Source organism: Mycobacterium sp. 852014-52144_SCH5372336 (assembly GCF_001665615.1).
GTDB lineage: Bacteria > Actinomycetota > Actinomycetes > Mycobacteriales > Mycobacteriaceae > Mycobacterium > Mycobacterium neumannii_A.
The window spans coordinates 67,208-83,302 of sequence record NZ_LZSW01000020.1 but is presented as its reverse complement, the minus strand read 5'-3'; the positions used below and the strand labels follow the sequence as shown (position 1 = coordinate 83,302).

Annotated in this window: 19 protein-coding genes and 1 tRNA gene; 14 read left to right on the top strand and 6 right to left on the bottom strand. The window is 66.2% G+C overall.

All coding sequences use genetic code 11. The annotated features are described in order from the left end of the window. Positions 1-247: 247 nt before the first annotated feature. From thrB to argS, 5 genes are read right to left on the bottom strand one after another with little or no spacing between them, the layout of a single operon-like run. Positions 248-1,192: a homoserine kinase gene (thrB, locus tag A5759_RS04670; protein WP_068194475.1), complete on the bottom strand. Its 945-nt coding sequence runs from the start codon at positions 1,190-1,192 to the stop codon at positions 248-250. 3 nt (positions 1,193-1,195) lie between these two features. Continuing rightward, complete coding sequence (thrC, locus tag A5759_RS04665; RefSeq protein WP_068194473.1) at positions 1,196-2,278, bottom strand: threonine synthase; 1,083 nt, start codon at positions 2,276-2,278, stop codon at positions 1,196-1,198. Next, entirely contained in the window at positions 2,275-3,600 is a 1,326-nt protein-coding gene (locus A5759_RS04660; RefSeq protein ID WP_064397780.1) for a homoserine dehydrogenase, read from the bottom strand. Before A5759_RS04660 ends, thrC begins: the two co-directional genes overlap by 4 nt. 2 nt (positions 3,601-3,602) lie before the next feature. Beyond that, entirely contained in the window at positions 3,603-4,982 is a 1,380-nt protein-coding gene (gene lysA / locus A5759_RS04655; RefSeq protein WP_197505954.1) for a diaminopimelate decarboxylase, read from the bottom strand. 35 nt (positions 4,983-5,017) lie between these two features. After that, positions 5,018-6,670 carry an arginine--tRNA ligase gene (gene argS, locus A5759_RS04650; RefSeq protein WP_068194471.1) on the bottom strand — a complete coding sequence of 551 codons (1,653 nt, stop codon included), beginning with the start codon at positions 6,668-6,670 and terminating at the stop codon, positions 5,018-5,020. A gap of 100 nt (positions 6,671-6,770) precedes the next feature. Between argS and A5759_RS04645 the strand changes: the two genes are divergently transcribed. From A5759_RS04645 to A5759_RS04580, 14 genes are all read left to right on the top strand, one after another. Then, positions 6,771-6,843 (top strand) — tRNA-Arg (locus tag A5759_RS04645). 417 nt (positions 6,844-7,260) lie between these two features. Then, positions 7,261-7,461, top strand: a complete 201-nt coding sequence (locus tag A5759_RS04640) for a helix-turn-helix domain-containing protein (protein WP_068194468.1) — start codon at positions 7,261-7,263, stop codon at positions 7,459-7,461. Continuing rightward, positions 7,451-8,026: a hypothetical protein gene (locus A5759_RS04635; protein ID WP_068194465.1), complete on the top strand. Its 576-nt coding sequence runs from the start codon at positions 7,451-7,453 to the stop codon at positions 8,024-8,026. The genes A5759_RS04640 and A5759_RS04635 overlap by 11 nt, the downstream gene beginning before the upstream one ends. After that, positions 8,019-9,137, top strand: coding sequence for an AAA family ATPase (locus tag A5759_RS04630; protein ID WP_082961976.1), 1,119 nt, complete (start codon positions 8,019-8,021; stop codon positions 9,135-9,137). The genes A5759_RS04635 and A5759_RS04630 overlap by 8 nt, the downstream gene beginning before the upstream one ends. A 6-nt stretch (positions 9,138-9,143) precedes the next feature. Beyond that, positions 9,144-9,383, top strand: coding sequence for a hypothetical protein (locus A5759_RS04625; protein WP_068194463.1), 240 nt, complete (start codon positions 9,144-9,146; stop codon positions 9,381-9,383). 6 nt (positions 9,384-9,389) lie between these two features. Then, entirely contained in the window at positions 9,390-9,686 is a 297-nt protein-coding gene (locus A5759_RS04620) for a hypothetical protein (RefSeq protein ID WP_068194460.1), read from the top strand. A gap of 184 nt (positions 9,687-9,870) precedes the next feature. After that, the gene (locus A5759_RS04615) at positions 9,871-10,188 is read left to right on the top strand and encodes a hypothetical protein (protein ID WP_231984543.1); all 318 of its coding nucleotides are present in this window, start codon (positions 9,871-9,873) and stop codon (positions 10,186-10,188) included. After that, complete coding sequence (locus A5759_RS04610) at positions 10,188-10,775, top strand: hypothetical protein (protein ID WP_068194458.1); 588 nt, start codon at positions 10,188-10,190, stop codon at positions 10,773-10,775. The genes A5759_RS04615 and A5759_RS04610 overlap by 1 nt, the downstream gene beginning before the upstream one ends. Before the next feature lie 171 nt (positions 10,776-10,946). Then, positions 10,947-11,804 carry a phage major capsid protein gene (locus tag A5759_RS04605; protein ID WP_068194455.1) on the top strand — a complete coding sequence of 286 codons (858 nt, stop codon included), beginning with the start codon at positions 10,947-10,949 and terminating at the stop codon, positions 11,802-11,804. Positions 11,805-12,625: 821 nt separating this feature from the next. Continuing rightward, on the top strand, positions 12,626-12,985 hold the full coding sequence (locus A5759_RS04600; protein ID WP_068194452.1) for an HNH endonuclease: 360 nt from the start codon (positions 12,626-12,628) through the stop codon (positions 12,983-12,985). 122 nt (positions 12,986-13,107) lie between these two features. Then, complete coding sequence (locus A5759_RS04595; RefSeq protein WP_068194448.1) at positions 13,108-13,446, top strand: hypothetical protein; 339 nt, start codon at positions 13,108-13,110, stop codon at positions 13,444-13,446. 54 nt (positions 13,447-13,500) lie between these two features. Then, positions 13,501-13,896, top strand: a complete 396-nt coding sequence (locus A5759_RS25835) for a hypothetical protein (protein ID WP_068194445.1) — start codon at positions 13,501-13,503, stop codon at positions 13,894-13,896. Between the two features lie 466 nt (positions 13,897-14,362). Further along, positions 14,363-14,674 (top strand): hypothetical protein, encoded by a 312-nt coding sequence (locus tag A5759_RS04585; protein ID WP_231984542.1) that lies wholly within the window; start codon positions 14,363-14,365, stop codon positions 14,672-14,674. Continuing rightward, on the top strand, positions 14,671-15,480 hold the full coding sequence (locus A5759_RS04580) for a hypothetical protein (protein ID WP_068194439.1): 810 nt from the start codon (positions 14,671-14,673) through the stop codon (positions 15,478-15,480). Before A5759_RS04585 ends, A5759_RS04580 begins: the two co-directional genes overlap by 4 nt. Before the next feature lie 11 nt (positions 15,481-15,491). On the opposite strand, the gene A5759_RS04575 is transcribed toward A5759_RS04580, so the two are convergent. Beyond that, positions 15,492-16,055 carry a hypothetical protein gene (locus A5759_RS04575; protein WP_156616810.1) on the bottom strand — a complete coding sequence of 188 codons (564 nt, stop codon included), beginning with the start codon at positions 16,053-16,055 and terminating at the stop codon, positions 15,492-15,494. Between the last annotated feature and the right edge of the window lie 40 nt (positions 16,056-16,095).

Genomic DNA, 16,095 nt, shown 5'->3' with positions numbered 1-16,095 from the left:
GATCAGTCGATCCACTGAACGCATGGGCCCCACCATTGCCCCTGCAACGGTGATGGCCGGGCCTCGCCGGTATACGGCGAACCGTCAATCCACGAGTAGACCACGGGGAAAATGGGTGGTGTCCTATTGTCGGCGCAGGTAGAGACGCTGCGATTGCCTGACGACAGCGAGAATATCCCGCATCGGGACGGGAAGCAAGAAAGACATGGGTGTCGTGTTGCTCCTGTGATTCCTGTTCCGACCGCTTTCAGCGTCGTGCTGCTGCGCCTGACATCCACTTCGCGCCGTCACCAATGGTCATGGGTTTGACGGTGAACCCGTTCGCGGTACCGCACTCGAGAGCTTCTGCGGGCAACTCCGGGGACGTGCACAGTGCAAGTACCGACGGACCCGCTCCTGAGAGCACCGCTGCTACGCCGCAACGTCGCAGGACCCCCAGGTATTCCGCGGAAGCCGGCATGGCCGACGCCCGTTGCGGCTGATGCAGGACGTCTTCGGTCGCGGGCATCAGCAGGTCGGGCCGCGTTGTCAACGCGACCATCAGCAGGGCGGCTCGGCTCACGTTGAAGCGCGCGTCGGCATGGCTGACCTTCTCCGGTAGGAGCACGCGTGTCTCTGCGGTCGACGAGCGCTCGTCCGGTATCGCGACGAACAGGCGGATGTCGGGGTGCACCCGGATCGGCGCGGCGTCGAATCGGGGCGCCGACTCCGGTCCTTCGGTCCAGGACACCACGCCGCCGCCCAGCACCGCCGCCGAGGCGTTGTCGGGATGCCCTTCGAACTCCGAGGACAGTTGGACGAGGTCGTGTTCGGAAAGGATCTCCGAAGAAGTCTGCGCCGCAAGGCCGTTGACGACCGAGAGTCCGCTTACCACCGCTGCCGCCGAGGATCCGAGGCCTCTGGAGTGTGGAATGTCGTTGCGGCAGCGCACCGTCATGCCGGAAGCGCTGATGTTCAGCGCGTCGAGCCCTCGCCGGATGGCCCGCACCACGAGATGGCTTTCATCCAGCGGCACCTGGCCCCGCCCCTCGCCTTCGACCTCGACCGTCAGACCGGAATCCGTTGTCTCGACGACGATCTCGTCGTAGAGGCTCAACGCGATACCCAGGCTGTCGAAACCCGGGCCGAGGTTCGCGCTGGATGCCGCCACCACGGAAGTGGCCCTCAGTCCCGGCGGCAGTACGTGAGTCACCGGCTATCCCAGCCCCAACTGCTCGACGACGGCCACGGGATCAACAGGCACCGCGACGACCGACGGCATGCCCTTCAACGCGGTGTCCGGATCCTTGAGCCCGTTGCCCGTCACCGTGCACACGACCGTCGAACCCTTGGCGACCCAACCGTCTTCGACCGATTTGAGCAGACCGGCGATGCTGGCCGCCGACGCCGGCTCGACGAACACACCCTCGCTGCTGGCCACCACGTGGTAGGCCTCGAGGATCTCCTCATCGGTGGCGGCCAGGAATCGACCGTCGGACTGCTGCGCTGCGGCCACGGCGGTGGTCCACGATGCGGGCGAGCCGATTCGGATGGCCGTTGCGATGGTCTCCGGATTCTTGACCGGTTCCCCGTGCACGAGCGGCGCCGCGCCGGACGCCTGCGTGCCGAGCATGCGGGGAAGACGATCCGAGACACCGTCGCGGTGATACTCGGTGTAGCCCTTCCAGTAGGCGGTGATGTTGCCGGCGTTGCCCACCGGCAGCGAATGCACATCGGGCGCGACTCCCAACGCGTCGACGATCTCGAAGGCCGCGGTCTTCTGTCCTTCGATCCGGTACGGGTTGACGGAGTTGACCAGCGAGATGGTCGGGAAGTCGGCGGTCAGTTTGCGCGCGAGTTCCAGGCAATCGTCGAAGTTGCCGTCGACCTGGATGATCTTCGCACCGTGCATGACGGCCTGGGCCAGCTTGCCCATCGCGATCTTGCCCTGCGGCACCAGCACTGCGCAGGTGATCCCCGCTCTGGCCGCATAGGCCGCTGCCGATGCCGATGTGTTGCCCGTCGACGCGCACAGCACCGCCTGCTGGCCGCGCGCCACTGCCTCGGTCACCGCCATGGTCATGCCGCGGTCCTTGAACGAACCGGTCGGGTTGAGCCCCTCGACCTTGAGATGCACTGTGCACCCGGTGAGTTCGGACAGCCGCTGCGCAGGCAGCAGCGGAGTCCCACCCTCACGCAGGGTGATCGGCGTCCAGCTGTCCTCGACCGGCAGCCGGTCGCGGTACGCGGCGATCAGGCCGGGCCAGGGCTGGTGAACGGTCTGCGCTGAGGTGCTCATTCGCTGGTTCCTTCCATGCGCAGCACGCTGTTGATGCTCTGCACGACATCGAGGTCGGCCAGCGCTGACACCGTCTCCGACAGTGCCGCGTCGGTGGCCTGATGGGTCACCACCACGATGCGTGCACCGCAGCGCTGACCACCCTCGTCGACCATGCCCTCCTGGCGCACCTCGGCGATGCTGACGTCACGTTTACCGAATTCGGCTGCCACAGCGGACAACACGCCGGCGCGATCGGCGACGTTCATGTTCACGTAGTAGCGAGTGGGGATGAAGCCGATCGGCGCGATCGGCAACTTGGCGTATTTCGATTCGCGCGGTCCGCGGCCGCCCTGCACGCGGTTGCGGGCCGCCATCACGAGGTCACCCATCACCGCTGAGGCCGTCGGCGCGCCACCGGCGCCCTGCCCGTAGAACATCAGACGGCCAGCGGCCTCGGCCTCGACCACCACAGCGTTGAACGCTCCGTTGACGGCGGCCAGCGGATGATCCAGTGGCACCAGCGCCGGGTACACCCGCGCCGAAACCCGTTGCTGGCCCTCATCGCTGGTGAGCCGCTCGCAGATGGCCAGAAGTTTGATGGTGCAGCCGAGCGCCTTGGCCGATTCGAAGTCGACGCTGCTGACCTTGGTGATGCCCTCGCGGTACACGTCGTTGGAGCTGACGCGGGTGTGAAAGGCGATCGAGGCCAGGATCGCCGCCTTCGCCGCGGCGTCGTATCCCTCGACATCGGCCGTCGGGTCGGCCTCGGCGTAGCCGAGCGCGCTCGCGTCGGCCAGCGCGCTGGCGTAGTCGGCGCCCGTGCTGTCCATCTCCGAGAGGATGTAGTTGGTGGTGCCGTTGACGATGCCCGCCACTCGGACCACCGAGTCCCCCGCCAGCGACTGGGTCAAGGGGCGGATCACGGGGATCGCGCCGGCGACCGAGGCCTCGAAATACAGGTCGACCCGGGCGTTCTCGGCCGCCTGGGCCAACTCCCCCGTGGACACCGCCATCAGCGCCTTGTTCGCGGTGACCACGGACTTGCCCTGCTCCAAAGCGGCCAGGATCGCTTTGCGGGCCGGTTCCACGGGCCCCATCAACTCGACGACGATGTCGACGTCGTCGCGGGAGACGAGTTCTTCGATGTTGTCGGTGAGCTTGTCGATGGAGATTCCGCGGTCGTCGGCCACCCGACGGACGCCGACGCCGCGCAGCACCAACGGCGCGCCGATGCGCGCAGCAAGGTCGTCGGCGCTCTGCTCGATGATGCGCACCACCTGGCTGCCGACGTTTCCAAAGCCGAGGACCGCTACGCCGATGGGCTTTTGCGAGTCAGTCATCGTTACCTCACTTCCAGACTCAGTAGATCGTCGACCGTCTCCCGGCGCAGGATCAGGCGGGCTCGCCCGTCGCGCACGGCCACCACGGCGGGACGGCCGATCAGGTTGTAACGGCTCGACATCGAATAGCAATACGCACCGGTCGCGGCGACTCCCAACAGATCGCCGGGCCGGATGTCGTCGGGCACCCAGGTGTCGCGGACGATGATATCGCCGCTCTCACAGTGCTTTCCGACGATACGCCCGATTGTGGGCGCGGCGTCGGTATTGCGTGATATCAGCCGTGCGTCGTATTCCGCGCCGTAGAGCGACGTGCGGATGTTGTCGCTCATACCACCGTCCACGCTGACGTAGCGGCGATGTGCGGTCGGGCTGACGGCCACATCCTTGACGGTGCCGACCTCGTAGAGCGTGATCGTGCCGGGACCGGCGATGGCCCGACCGGGCTCGACGACCAACCGCGGAGTGGGTAGCCCGACGGCGGCCGACTCGTCGCGCACGATCGCGGCCAGCTTGGCCGCCAGATCGGCGATCGGCGGTGGATCGTCCTGGGGTAGATACGAAATACCGAGGCCGCCGCCCAGGTCGACGATCGACATCTGCGAGGTCTTGTCGACGCCGAACTCGGCGACCACGTCGCGAAGGAACCCGATCACCCGATGGGCGGCGATCTCGAACCCGGCGACGTCGAAGATCTGAGATCCGATGTGGCTGTGCAGACCCTTGAGGCGCAGGTGATTGGCCTCGAATACCCGCCGGACGGCATCCATGGCGGCACCCGAAGCCAGTGAGAGCCCGAATTTCTGGTCCTCGTGCGCGGTCGAGATGAACTCGTGCGTGTGCGCCTCGACGCCGACCGTGACGCGGACCAGCACGTCCTGGACCACTCCTGCGGCGCCGGCGATCTGGTCGAGCCGGTCGATCTCGATCATCGAGTCGACCACCACATGCTCGATACCAGCCTTGACGGCCGCGGTCAGCTCGGCAACCGATTTGTTGTTGCCGTGCAACGCGATCCGCTCGGCGGGGAAGCCACCGGCTAGCGCGACGGCCATCTCACCTCCGCTGGCCACGTCGAGCGAGAGGCCCTCTTCGGCGATCCAGCGGGCGACCTCGGTACACATGAACGCCTTGGCGGCGTAGCGGACGTTGTCGCCTCCACCGAACGCCGCGGCGATCTCGCGGCAGCGCGAGCGGAAGTCGTCCTCGTCCACCACGAAAGTCGGTGTGCCGAACTCTGCGGCGATGTCGGTGACCGGCACACCGCCGATCGACACCAGGCCATCGTCATCGCGGACGGTGCTGCGAGGCCACACATTCGGCGCCAACAACAGAAGCTCAGACGGCGACTGCGGGCGCGGCGGTGCACCACCGTGGTGGATTTCTTCGGCGTGCCGGGGGCCGGCGGGATGGGCGATCACATGCGCTCCGGAGCGGAGACGCCGAGGAAGCCAAGGCCGTTCGCGATCACCTGACGGGTGGCTGCGCAGAGCGCCAGGCGCGCACCGTGCAGCTGGTTGGGTGTCTCGTCGCCCTGCGGCAGCACACGGCAGGAGTCGTAGAACCGGTGGTAGTCGCCGGCCAGATCCTCGAGGTATCGCGAGATGCGGTGTGGTTCTCGCAGTGCGGCAGCCGTTTTGAGCACGCGCGGGAATTCGCCGATGTTGCGGATCAGCGTGCCTTCCTTGTCATGTTTGAGCAGTTGCAGGTTCTCGGTGCTGGGAACGACACCCAGTTCGGCGGCGTTGCGGGCCAGCGCCGACAGCCGCGCATGCGCGTATTGCACGTAGTAGACCGGGTTTTCGTTGGACGCCGACGACCACAGCTCGAGGTCGATATCGATCGGGCTGTCGACCGAGGACCGGATCAGCGAATAGCGGGCGGCGTCGACGCCGATCGCCTCGACCAGGTCGTCGAGCGTGATCACCGTGCCGGCCCGCTTGCTCATCCGGACCGGCTGGCCCTCGCGCACCAGGTTGACCATCTGACCGATGAGCACCTCGACCGTGGCCGGGTCCTCGCCGAGCGCGGCCGCCACCGCCTTGAGCCGGGCGATGTAACCATGGTGATCGGCGCCGAGCATGTAGATGCACAGGTCGAATCCACGCTCGCGCTTGTCCAGGTAGTAGGCGATGTCGGCGGCGATATAGGCAGGCGCACCGTCGCTCTTGATGACGACGCGGTCCTTATCGTCGCCGTAGTCGGTGGTGCGCAACCAGGTTGCGCCGTCCTTCTCGTAGATGCTGCCCGCCTCGCGCAGGCGGGCGATGGCGTGCTCGACCCGTCCGGAAGTGTGCATCGAGTCTTCGTGGGTGTAGACGTCGAAGTCGGTGCCGAAGTCGTGCAACGACTGCTTGATGTGGGCGAACATCAAATCTACGCCGATGGCGCGGAAGGTCTCGCGCATCTCGTCTTCGGGCAGGGCCAGCGCGTCGGGCTCCTTGGCGAGCACCTGCGCGGCGATGTCCTTGATGTAGGCGCCCGCATAGCCGTCCTCGGGTGTCGGTTCGCCCTTCGCCGCGGCGATCAGGGAGCTGGTGAACCGGTCGATCTGGGCACCGTGGTCATTGAAGTAGTACTCGCGGGTGACCGCGGCGCCCTGGGTCGACAGCAGCCGGCCGAGAGCGTCGCCGACGGCCGCCCAGCGGGTGCCGCCGATGTGGATCGGCCCGGTGGGGTTGGCGGAGACGAACTCGAGGTTGATGTTGCGTCCTGCGAGCGTCTCGGAGTGACCGTAGGCGGCGCCGGCCGTCAGGACGTCGGTGACGATGACGTTCTGCGCCGACGCCTCCAGGCGCAGGTTCAAGAAGCCGGGGCCGGCGACGTCCGCAGCGGAAATGCCGGCGTTGTCGGCCAGGGCCTCGGCCAGCCAGCCGGCCAGTTCCCGCGGGTTGGCGCCGACTTTCTTGCCCAGTTGAAGGGCGAGGTTGGTGGCATAGTCGCCGTGCTCGGGATTGCGCGGGCGTTCGACGGTGACGGTCTCCGGCAGCGCTGACGCGTCGAGCCCATGCTGGGCCAGCACCGCGGCAGCGGTGGACTTGAGCAGGTCGGCCAGGTCGGCGGGGGTCACGGGGGTCCATCCTATGGTCTCGGGTGGTCAGGCCCCGAATCCGTTTCCGATGAGCTGAATGCGTTAGGCTGTGCAGGCCCATCGGCGCTGTTTCTCACGCGCCCCCGTAGCTCAGGGGATAGAGCGTCTGCCTCCGGAGCAGAAGGCCGCAGGTTCGAATCCTGCCGGGGGCACAAGCTGCGATGCAGGTCAGGCCCACTTTCTCGAATTCCGTTGGGGCGCTGCCCGATCTACGACTGATCCGACCCTCTGGATCGCGAGCCAAACCCGTTTGCTGGCACCGTAATTGAAGACGGCCCTGCCAGCACAGTTTGCTCGCCAACGAATTCACCGGCCGGACCACGGCCGACCGCACAGCGCCATCCCCAAGTTGTCCACAGGCCACCTCGGTCCCGGCGTCATCCAGACCTGCCTGTAATGGCCTACACAGCTAATGCTCCTGTGGATGAATTCGCCTGCCTCACATTGATTCTCACACGGTTAACTAGCTGGTCAGCGACTTGCGGGCAACGAATTTCACTGGTGTCATTTGGTGAGTACGAGCAAACAACGGCCGTGTAGGTCACACACCACACCAGAAGGGGAACCACATGCCGCCCGTCGCCTACCAACGCCCACGCCGGGTGAACGTCACGCAAGCCGCCGAATACGCGGGCTGCTCGACCCGCACCCTTCGCGGTCTCATCGCCGCCGGGAAGGTGCCCACCTACCGCATCGGGCCGAAGACCATCCGCGTCGACCTGGACGAGTTGGACGAGTTGATGCGCAGCGGGGTGCTGGGTGTCGCGTAGAGCGGCCGAAACGCTGAGGGGCGGCACCTGTGTCGGTACCGCCCCAGCTTCCCTCAGAAGCCCGCTCAGCGTACCGCCGCACACCGACACCCCCAAGCTCGACCCGAACCTCGATCTGGTCTGTGCGTTGCTCTGGAACGGCGATCCGGCCGTCCTGGCGCACGTCGCCGACGACGACCTCGACGCGCCCGCCGACCGCATCGTCGGCGTCATCCGGTGGATGCACCGCACCGGCCGGATCATCACACCGGTCACCGTCGGTGACGAGCTTCTGCGCCAGGTGCCCCAGGTGGGGCGTTCCGGCTGTGGCCCGGTTACCAGCGTGCTCGCGGCGCTGCGCGAGGCATCCACCCGAGGCGTGTGCCCCGAGGCCGCACGCGACCTCGCCTGCGCCGTCGTTGCCCGCTCACTGCGCCGACGCATTGAAACTGCCAGTGTTGCAATGCAATCCGCTGCATGGGCGCAACCCGAGGCTGACCTCGCGCCGATGGTCGCTCAGATCGCAGTCTCGGTCGCCGATTGCGCCCACCGCCTCGCCGTACTGAGAGGTGAGGCCGATGGATGAAACGTGGGAGCAGATCGAGGCCGCCCGTGAAGCCGCAGAGTTCTATGACAGCCGCGCTGTGACAGCGGCGTGGCTCGATCAGCAGGAATTCCCGCCGCTGGAGTGGACCGTCCGCGACATCCTGCCCGAGGGTTTGGGCCTGCTGGTTGCGCCGCCAAAAGCTGGGAAATCTTGGATGACAGCGGATTTCGCCTTGGCCTGCGCCGCTGGCGGGACGGCGCTCGGCGCGGTACCGGTCAAGCAGCGACCGGTGTTACTGCTGGCCCTGGAGGACGGCCACCGTCGGCTGCAGGCTCGGTTCCGGACTCTGATGGCGAACCAGCCCTTGCCGGATGCGCTGCAGGTGGTCACCCGCGCAACGTCAGTCGAGGCGATGACCATCATCGGCGAATTCCTGCGCCGACACGGCAGCGAGGCCCCGTTGGTCATCGTTGACACCCTCGGAAAGGTCAAGCCACCCAGAGCGACAAACGAGGACGCCTATCAGGCCGACTACCGCATCGGCGGCGCACTCAAGGACCGCATCGACTCAGCACCGGGCGGGTGCATGGTCCTTGTGCATCACACGCGCAAGGCCGAGGCGCACGACTTCATCGAAAGCGTTTCCGGCACACAGGGAATCGCCGGGTCAGCCGACTTCGTGCTGGTACTCCACCGCAAGCGTCACGCTGATGAGGCACTGCTCAGCGTCACCGGACGTGATGTGCCCGAGAACGAATACGCGTTGCTCAGCAGCGCTGGCCGCTGGTCGCTCGATGGCATGGATCTGCTGGATGCTGCGGCCACCGCACGACGGCGACGGGAATCGGCCGATCTCGGCGACCGCAGCGCCGAGGCCGTGGCATTCGTCAATGGCCGAGGTGAGACACGGCCCGCTGATCTCGCCGAGCATCTCGGCATCGACGGCAACAGTGCGGGCACATATCTGCGCCGCCTCTATGAGTCGGGGCGCATCGGTAAGCGCGCCCGAGGTCTCTACACCCCCCTGTTTGAAGTGTCTGAAGTGTCTGAAAGTGAGGAACCGACTGGTGACGATGACCAGCGCGACCTCCTCGCTTCAAACACTTCAAACACTTCAGACACCCCTCCGCTAGACGACACTGAGGAGTGAGAGGCCGTGCCCGAGGCCAATGCTGCTCTCCGCGATGCGGTCGTCCGGCTCGCCGCCAGCAGCCCGCCGCTGCTCCTGACATGTGAGCGCTGCGGCGGCAACTTCTACTCCAAGCGCCGCACCACCCGGTTCTGTAGTCCTCACTGCCGCCAGGCCAGCTACCGCGCCCGCACATCCCGCCGACGAATCGTCGCCAAACGCATCGCCGAATTCGACCGCCTGTACCCCACGAAAACAGAGGAGTAATACCCATTGTCCGACAACGCATTTGATGAGACCACACTCGAACTACCGAACGCTGCGGACCTACGCCGCGCCATCGAGGCCGTCATCCTGTGGCGGCGAGAGGACACCCACGGCGTCGCCGTCGTCCTGGCCGAAGCCGAACGCGAACACCGCTTGTCGTTCACCATCGCGGCACTGCTGTATCTGGTGAACCACCAAGCCGACCGGCTCGCCGAAGTCGTCGGCGTCACCGACGTGGAAACCAGCCTGCGCCAACTGCAGGCCGCGTTGGCGTGCAGCGAGGACGAGGAGCGCGACGATTGACGCATGCCACTGCCCAACAGGATCGCGCTCATCGTCGGCGCGACAGTCCGCGACGGCGTCACCGTCTACCGGGTCCGCTGCCCGCTCTGCTCGGGCATCCACCACATCGGACGGCTGACCCGCCACATCGAGGCCCCATGCACCCCGCACGCGGGCTTGACCATCGAACCGCTCAGGAGGAACTGTGAGCAGCACCAACGGCCAGCATCCGCAGCGGCCTACATCGCAGCGTGTCGGGCCGCTGACACGGACCTTGCCGATCTCGGTGAGAGCAGCGCTGATCATGCTGTGGCTCGGGCACATTGACGGCGACAGCGCCGCCGTCGACCGCGCCCTGGACATGCTGCCCGACGACCGGGAGGTCAGAGGCATCGCAGCGGCGCTGTGTGAGATCGGCGTGAGCATCGAACCTCGACTGCGGTGCGCCGCCGCACGCGACAACGCCCTCGACACGCTCGCCGCCACCGACACCGTATTCCGAACACTGACAGGGAGAAGCTAGTGAGTACTGAAACATCAACGGACACAACAGCATCCGATTCGCCGGCAGTCACTGATCATGGTGAGCCACAACAGGATTCGACCACTGAGCCGGACACATCGGACACGCCGGACACCACCGACGAGGCACCGGCCGACCAGGAGCCGGACGACGCCAGTGAGCCGGACGGCGACCAGGAGCCGGACGACAAAGGCGGTGACCGCGAGGCCGCTCGGTACCGGCGTCAGTTGCGGGCAGCCGAAGCCGAACGCGACCGGCTGCGCTCACAAGTCGAGACCTACCACCGCAGCGAGGTCGAACGCCTCGCCGGATCACGCGGCCTGATCGACCCGTCCGACATCTGGGCGTCCGGTGTGAGCCTCGATCAGATGTTGACCGACGCCGGGCAGGTCGACCCGGCCCGCGTCGACCGCGTCGTCAACGATCTGCGTGTGAGCCGCCCGCACTGGGTCCGCAGCGCCGCAGCACCCGCCTCTGCAGTCACCAGTGCCGGGAAGCCCGGTCACGGCGACGGCGGCGGCACGACGGCGACGTGGAAAGGTGTGTTCGACCGCGCCCTCACCGGAGCAGACGCCGACGACTTGTGAATCTGCCCGTCGCTGAGCCACACTCGATGTGACGTTCGACCACCGGCCCGTGGCCGACCGAATGTCACGAACGCCCCAGGTGGGCACCGCGAGCAGGCCCGTGGCCCTCGCGTGAACCTCACACCGTCGACCCGGCCTGCACGCCGGGTCCGTTCACCTGGAGCGTGAAACATGACTCTGCTCGGCTCAAATGCTGCCGGGATTCTCAAGCCCGAAGAAGTCCACGATCTCATCGTCCAGCCCACGCAGGAAGCGTCGGTAGCGATGCAGACCGCCACCGTAATCCCCACCAGCACACGGGAATTCCGCTTCCCTGTGATCACCGACGACGTGGCGGCTGGCTGGTACGACGAAGGCGAGGACATCAACCTCACCGACCCCGAGGTCGACGCTGTCGTCGCCGTTCCGAAGGCGCTCAAGTCGCTGACCAAGGTGAGTCGCGAACTGGCCGAGGACTCCTCGCCCGAGGCGACCGCGCTCGTCGGCCAGTCGGTGGCCCGCGACATCGCCCGCAAGGTCGACCAGGCGTGGTTCGCCGCCTCGACAGCCAAGGGTCCGGCGGGCCTGCGCTCACTGATCGGCACGGCCGGTGCCGTCGTCGGCGGCAACTACGCCAACAGCGACCCGTTCGCCGAAGCGATCAGCGCCATCGAGCAGACCGGCTCGACGCCGACGGCGTTCGTCGGGTCCGCTGGCACCGTGCTCTCACTGAGCAAGCTGAAGAAGGCCACCGACAGCAACGAACCGCTGCTGTCGCCGAACCTGGCGACCGGCGCGACTCAGCGCATCGAGCGCCAGATGCTCGGCGTGCGGCTGTGGACGGTGCCCGACACCGTCCTCGATGAGGACGAGGTCTGGGCATACGACCGGTCGAAGGTGTTCGTCGTCCTGCGCAAAGACGTTGACCTGCAAGTGGACCCGAGCTTCTTCTTCGGCTCCGACAGCCTCGCAGTCCGGTGTGTGATGAGGGTGGACTTCGCGTTCCCGCACCCGCAGAGCGTCGTCCGCATCGGACCCGACGGCTCGTAACAGGATCTGACCCGGTCAGTCCCGGCTCTGCGGATCTGGTTCCTCCTGCGCAGCAACGGGATTGACACGGTTCAGGCGGCACCCGGCCGACGGTCGGCTGCTCTGAGCGCGAAGCCAGAAGAAGCTCCTGCCTCGGGCCGTCGGCTGGTGTGCCGCACCAAACGTGTGAGGAGTCCCGATGCCCATTTGCACCGCGCCAGGTTGTGACAAGAAGGCATCTCGCCGACTTGGTGGCCCAGCACCTCTGTGCTGGTCGCATTACTACCGCGAGCTACAGGACCGTCACCCGCCTTGCTCGATGGACGGGTGCGGCAGTCCTGCCAAGGTCGTCTCAGTGGCGTTGTGCGCCAGGCACTATCATCGACTGTGCCGGAATGGGCACCCGATGGCTACGCGGCGGCGGGAGTCTCGCGGTGTCTGCGTGATGGACGGGTGCGAGAACCTCGACTGTGGACCGCACGGCCTGTGTCCTAAGCATGAAACGCGGGTCCGGCGCTACGGCGACCCGCACTTCGTCCCTAAGCGCCGGTTCAAACGCGGCGCTGACAGCCCTGGGTGGCGAGGCGACGACATCGCCTATCGGACAGCCCATGAGCGGCTCCAGAAACTGAAAGGACCAGCGAGGCAGCACAACTGCATCGCCTGTAGCGAGCGTGCCGCCGACTGGAGCTACAACTACGCCGACCCCAACGAGAAGACCGACCCGAAAACCGGCGCGTTGTATTCGGCCAACCCCGACTTCTACGAGCCACGTTGCCGCCGATGCCACACCGCATTCGACCAGGCGCACCGAACGTGGCCTGACACAGGAGGTTTCACGCATGCCGAGAGCACCAAAACCGTGCGGCCGCAACGGATGTAAGCGACTGGTGTACCCGCCCCGTAAGCACTGTGAGGCGTGCAGCGGCTGGAACACCAGCCCGCAGACCGCGTCGTCGCAGGCGACTGGCCGTCATCGCTGGCGTGCGGTTGTGAGACCGGCTGTGCTGCGCCGTGACGGCTACCAGTGCCAGCTTCGCTTCCCCGGCATCTGCGTTGGCCGCGCCACCGAGGTCGACCATGTTCGCGAGGTGTCCGACGGCGGCGTCGACAGCGTCGAGAACGGAATCGCGGTTTGCATCCCGTGTCATCGCCGCAAGACCGCCAAGCATGCTGCCCGAGCCAGCCACACCAACCGATGACGCCAGACGCCGACATTACCCACGGGTGGGTAATGCTGGCGCACCGAAACCCCTCGCGGATCCGCGGATCCGCGGATCCGCGAGGACTTTCCGACCACCACTGAATATTGTTGGAGGACAACATGACTGCTGTCGGTTCGCCTGTACAGGCCGCTGAGAAGCTCGCCGCCGATCTCACCGGCATCGCTGACCGGCTGATGACGCTACGTGGCCGAGCGGACTGGAGCGCCGACCACGATGCCCTGGTCGGTGCCGCCATCGACGCCGTCACCGCCGCTGCGACCTCGACGGCTGCCGACCGTGCTCGCCGCGTCCAGGCCGCAGCCGACGCCCGCGACGATGACCGCGTCCGCGCCCACGCTGCCCGCTCCCCGTATCGCACACCCGAGAGCGACCGGCGCACAGGTGGTCCGGCCGCAGTGGCGAAGAAGGCCCGCGCCAAGGCCAGGAAACGGGCCTAACCCGAAGGTGACACATTCAATGCCAATTGACATGAATTCTGTTACCGTGGGGGAATGACCGACTGCTCGATCACCGGATGCGCCAAACCGCACAAGGCACGCGGGCTCTGCGCCGTCCACTACGCCCGTCACCGCCGCCACGGCGACTCCCACACCGTCAAGCGCCCAGGCCGACCCCGCGATCCTGGCCGCGCCGCAATCGAAGCCGTCCTCGGCGAAGACTTCGGCAGCCGCCGCACCATCGAGCGTTACCACCGCGCCAACAACATCCTCAACGCCCTCGCGGCTCACGGTCTCGTCACAGCCGCTGAAGCCGCCGAACTTCGCCGTCGCGCCATCGAACTCGGCACCCGACCCAATGGCACCCTCAACGTCAGCAGGGTGCTGGAGTACGCCGAGGACCAGGCCGCGATCATCCTCGCGCACCTGGACGACGACGAGGACGCCTGAGAGCCTCTCTGCCGCACGGCCGCTGCCACCACCACACCACGCCACCAACGGCGCTCAGCGAGGCACACAGCCACCCGCAGCGCACCCCCGAGCGCCGACACCATCAGCCACCCGACGGCCCGCGCCCAACACACCGGACGACCAACTGTTCCACCTGAGACAGTTACGAGTTAGCTGCACGGCATAAACCCCCCGGTGGGGGATGCCTCCCCCATAGCTGAACCCCCACCGGCCCGGTCTGGACAATCGGTTGGCTTCGGATCCCAGATCCCCGGTGGGGTCCACTGGCTGGGATGGCCTGGGCGGGCTTATTGGCCCGGTTGGGTCAATTTCCCAAAACGGGCGCACCAACTGACCTGGGGGAACAGGAAGTAGCTGCTCCCGTAGCAGCTAATAGGCTATGAAAGAGGAGGTGCGACAACATGATTCGCGGTCCTCGCGCATCAGTGCGCGTACACTTTTCGGCATGAATGTTGACATGAGTATCCCGACGCGGGATGAGATCGAGTCCATGTCCGACACCGAGCACAAGGTGCTGGAGAACCGGCTGCGCCGCGCCGCCGAGCGCCAAGGTCTGCGGCTGGTGAAGTCGAGGGCGAAGGATCCGCGCTCACACCTGTACGGCACCTACATGCTGGTCGACGCAGCGACCGACTTCGTGGTGTTCGCCGACCACTCCACCGGCCGGGGCTTCGGCCTCGACTTGGTCGACGTGGCCGGGTGGCTCTTCGGTCAGCGGCCTGCCGCCCAGGCCGACGCCAGGGAGGTACTGCAGTGAGCGAGATCGAGCAGCGCAGCGACAGCGAGGAGTACGCCCGCGAACTCGACTCGCAGATTCGCACACTGGCCCATCACGCGCACGTCGTCATCGAGGCGCTGGCCGCGTTGGTCGAGCAGGCCAAGGCTGACAGCATCCACACGACTCTGGGCTACGCGTCGTGGACCGCCTACATCGCCGATGCCCTCGACGGGCAGTGGAAGTTGGAGCGCGACAAGCGAGGTGAGGTGGTGCGATTCCTCGACGCTCACGGGATGTCGAGTCGAGCCATAGCCAAGGCGCTGGGTATCGGCAAGGGCACCGTGCATCGCGAGCTTGAGGCAGCGCCCCGTTTGGGGCACCTGATCACCGGCACGGACGGCAGGCAGTACAGCGTCGATGACCGCGAGGCCCGCGAAGACGGCGAGGAATCCGACGAAGACTTTCTGGCTCGCATGCAAACTGAGAGCGAGGCCCGAGGCCGCGTGATTCACATACCCGCGACCGTTGAGGAGGCCGCTGAGATGGCCGAGCGCATTACCGACGAAATGCGCCGGTTGGAGCGCATCCTGTTCGACCGGGCATTCATAGCAGTGCAGAAACGGCCTCCCGGTGCGCTTCGCGACGCATACGAGTTTGGCCTGTATATCCGATGGCGGGCGACTCGCATCCGCTGGTTACTGAACGACGGCATGAGTATCGAGGAGATCGCCGAGCACGTCGGCGAATCGGTCGATTCGGTCCTCGATCACCTCGATGCACCGCAGGGGACGAACGAAAAGTTCTTCGCGGACGTGCTGGCACCCACCGAGGGTGAGATCGCTTGAGCCACAACGTGTCAGCGGATAGTCTTCGGCGGCTCTCCTTCCGGCACGCCTAATTCCTTGCGTATTGCCGCGATGAGGACGAAGGGCGAACTGTCCGCTTCGTAGACAAGATCTTCGTCATGCGTCACCATCGCTGGGTCATCGGACGACCGACGCAACGTACCGGCCCACACGGTCGTAATCTCGAAAGCCCTCTGCGCCAGAGCAATCACTGCTTCAGACCCATAAATCTCGACTCGCTGAAGGTGGTGGTACAGCGGGCCATACCAGTCGTAGGGCAAGGGCAGCCTGGACAGGTCCGCCCCTTCGTCAAAGAAAGAATTCGCGAACGCCAGCGCCTGACGGAGGGCCTCGTAGAACCCGAGGTAGGCGTCGCGGCGCTCCTCAAAAGTCCTTGCCGCATCCTCGCGTGCCCAACGCGCACGTTCCCGCTTGAACTCCTCGGCTCGACTCTCGCGCTCGCGTCTGTCGGCGCTTCGCTGGGTGATAACCACGCCGCCGAGCGCACCGCCGAGTGTGCCGATGAACCCGAGTGCCGCCACGACCAGTGGCACCCAAATCGGCGTGGTGCTCATAATCCCGACCTCCCCTGCGGGTCTATTGGCTCCGCGTCGA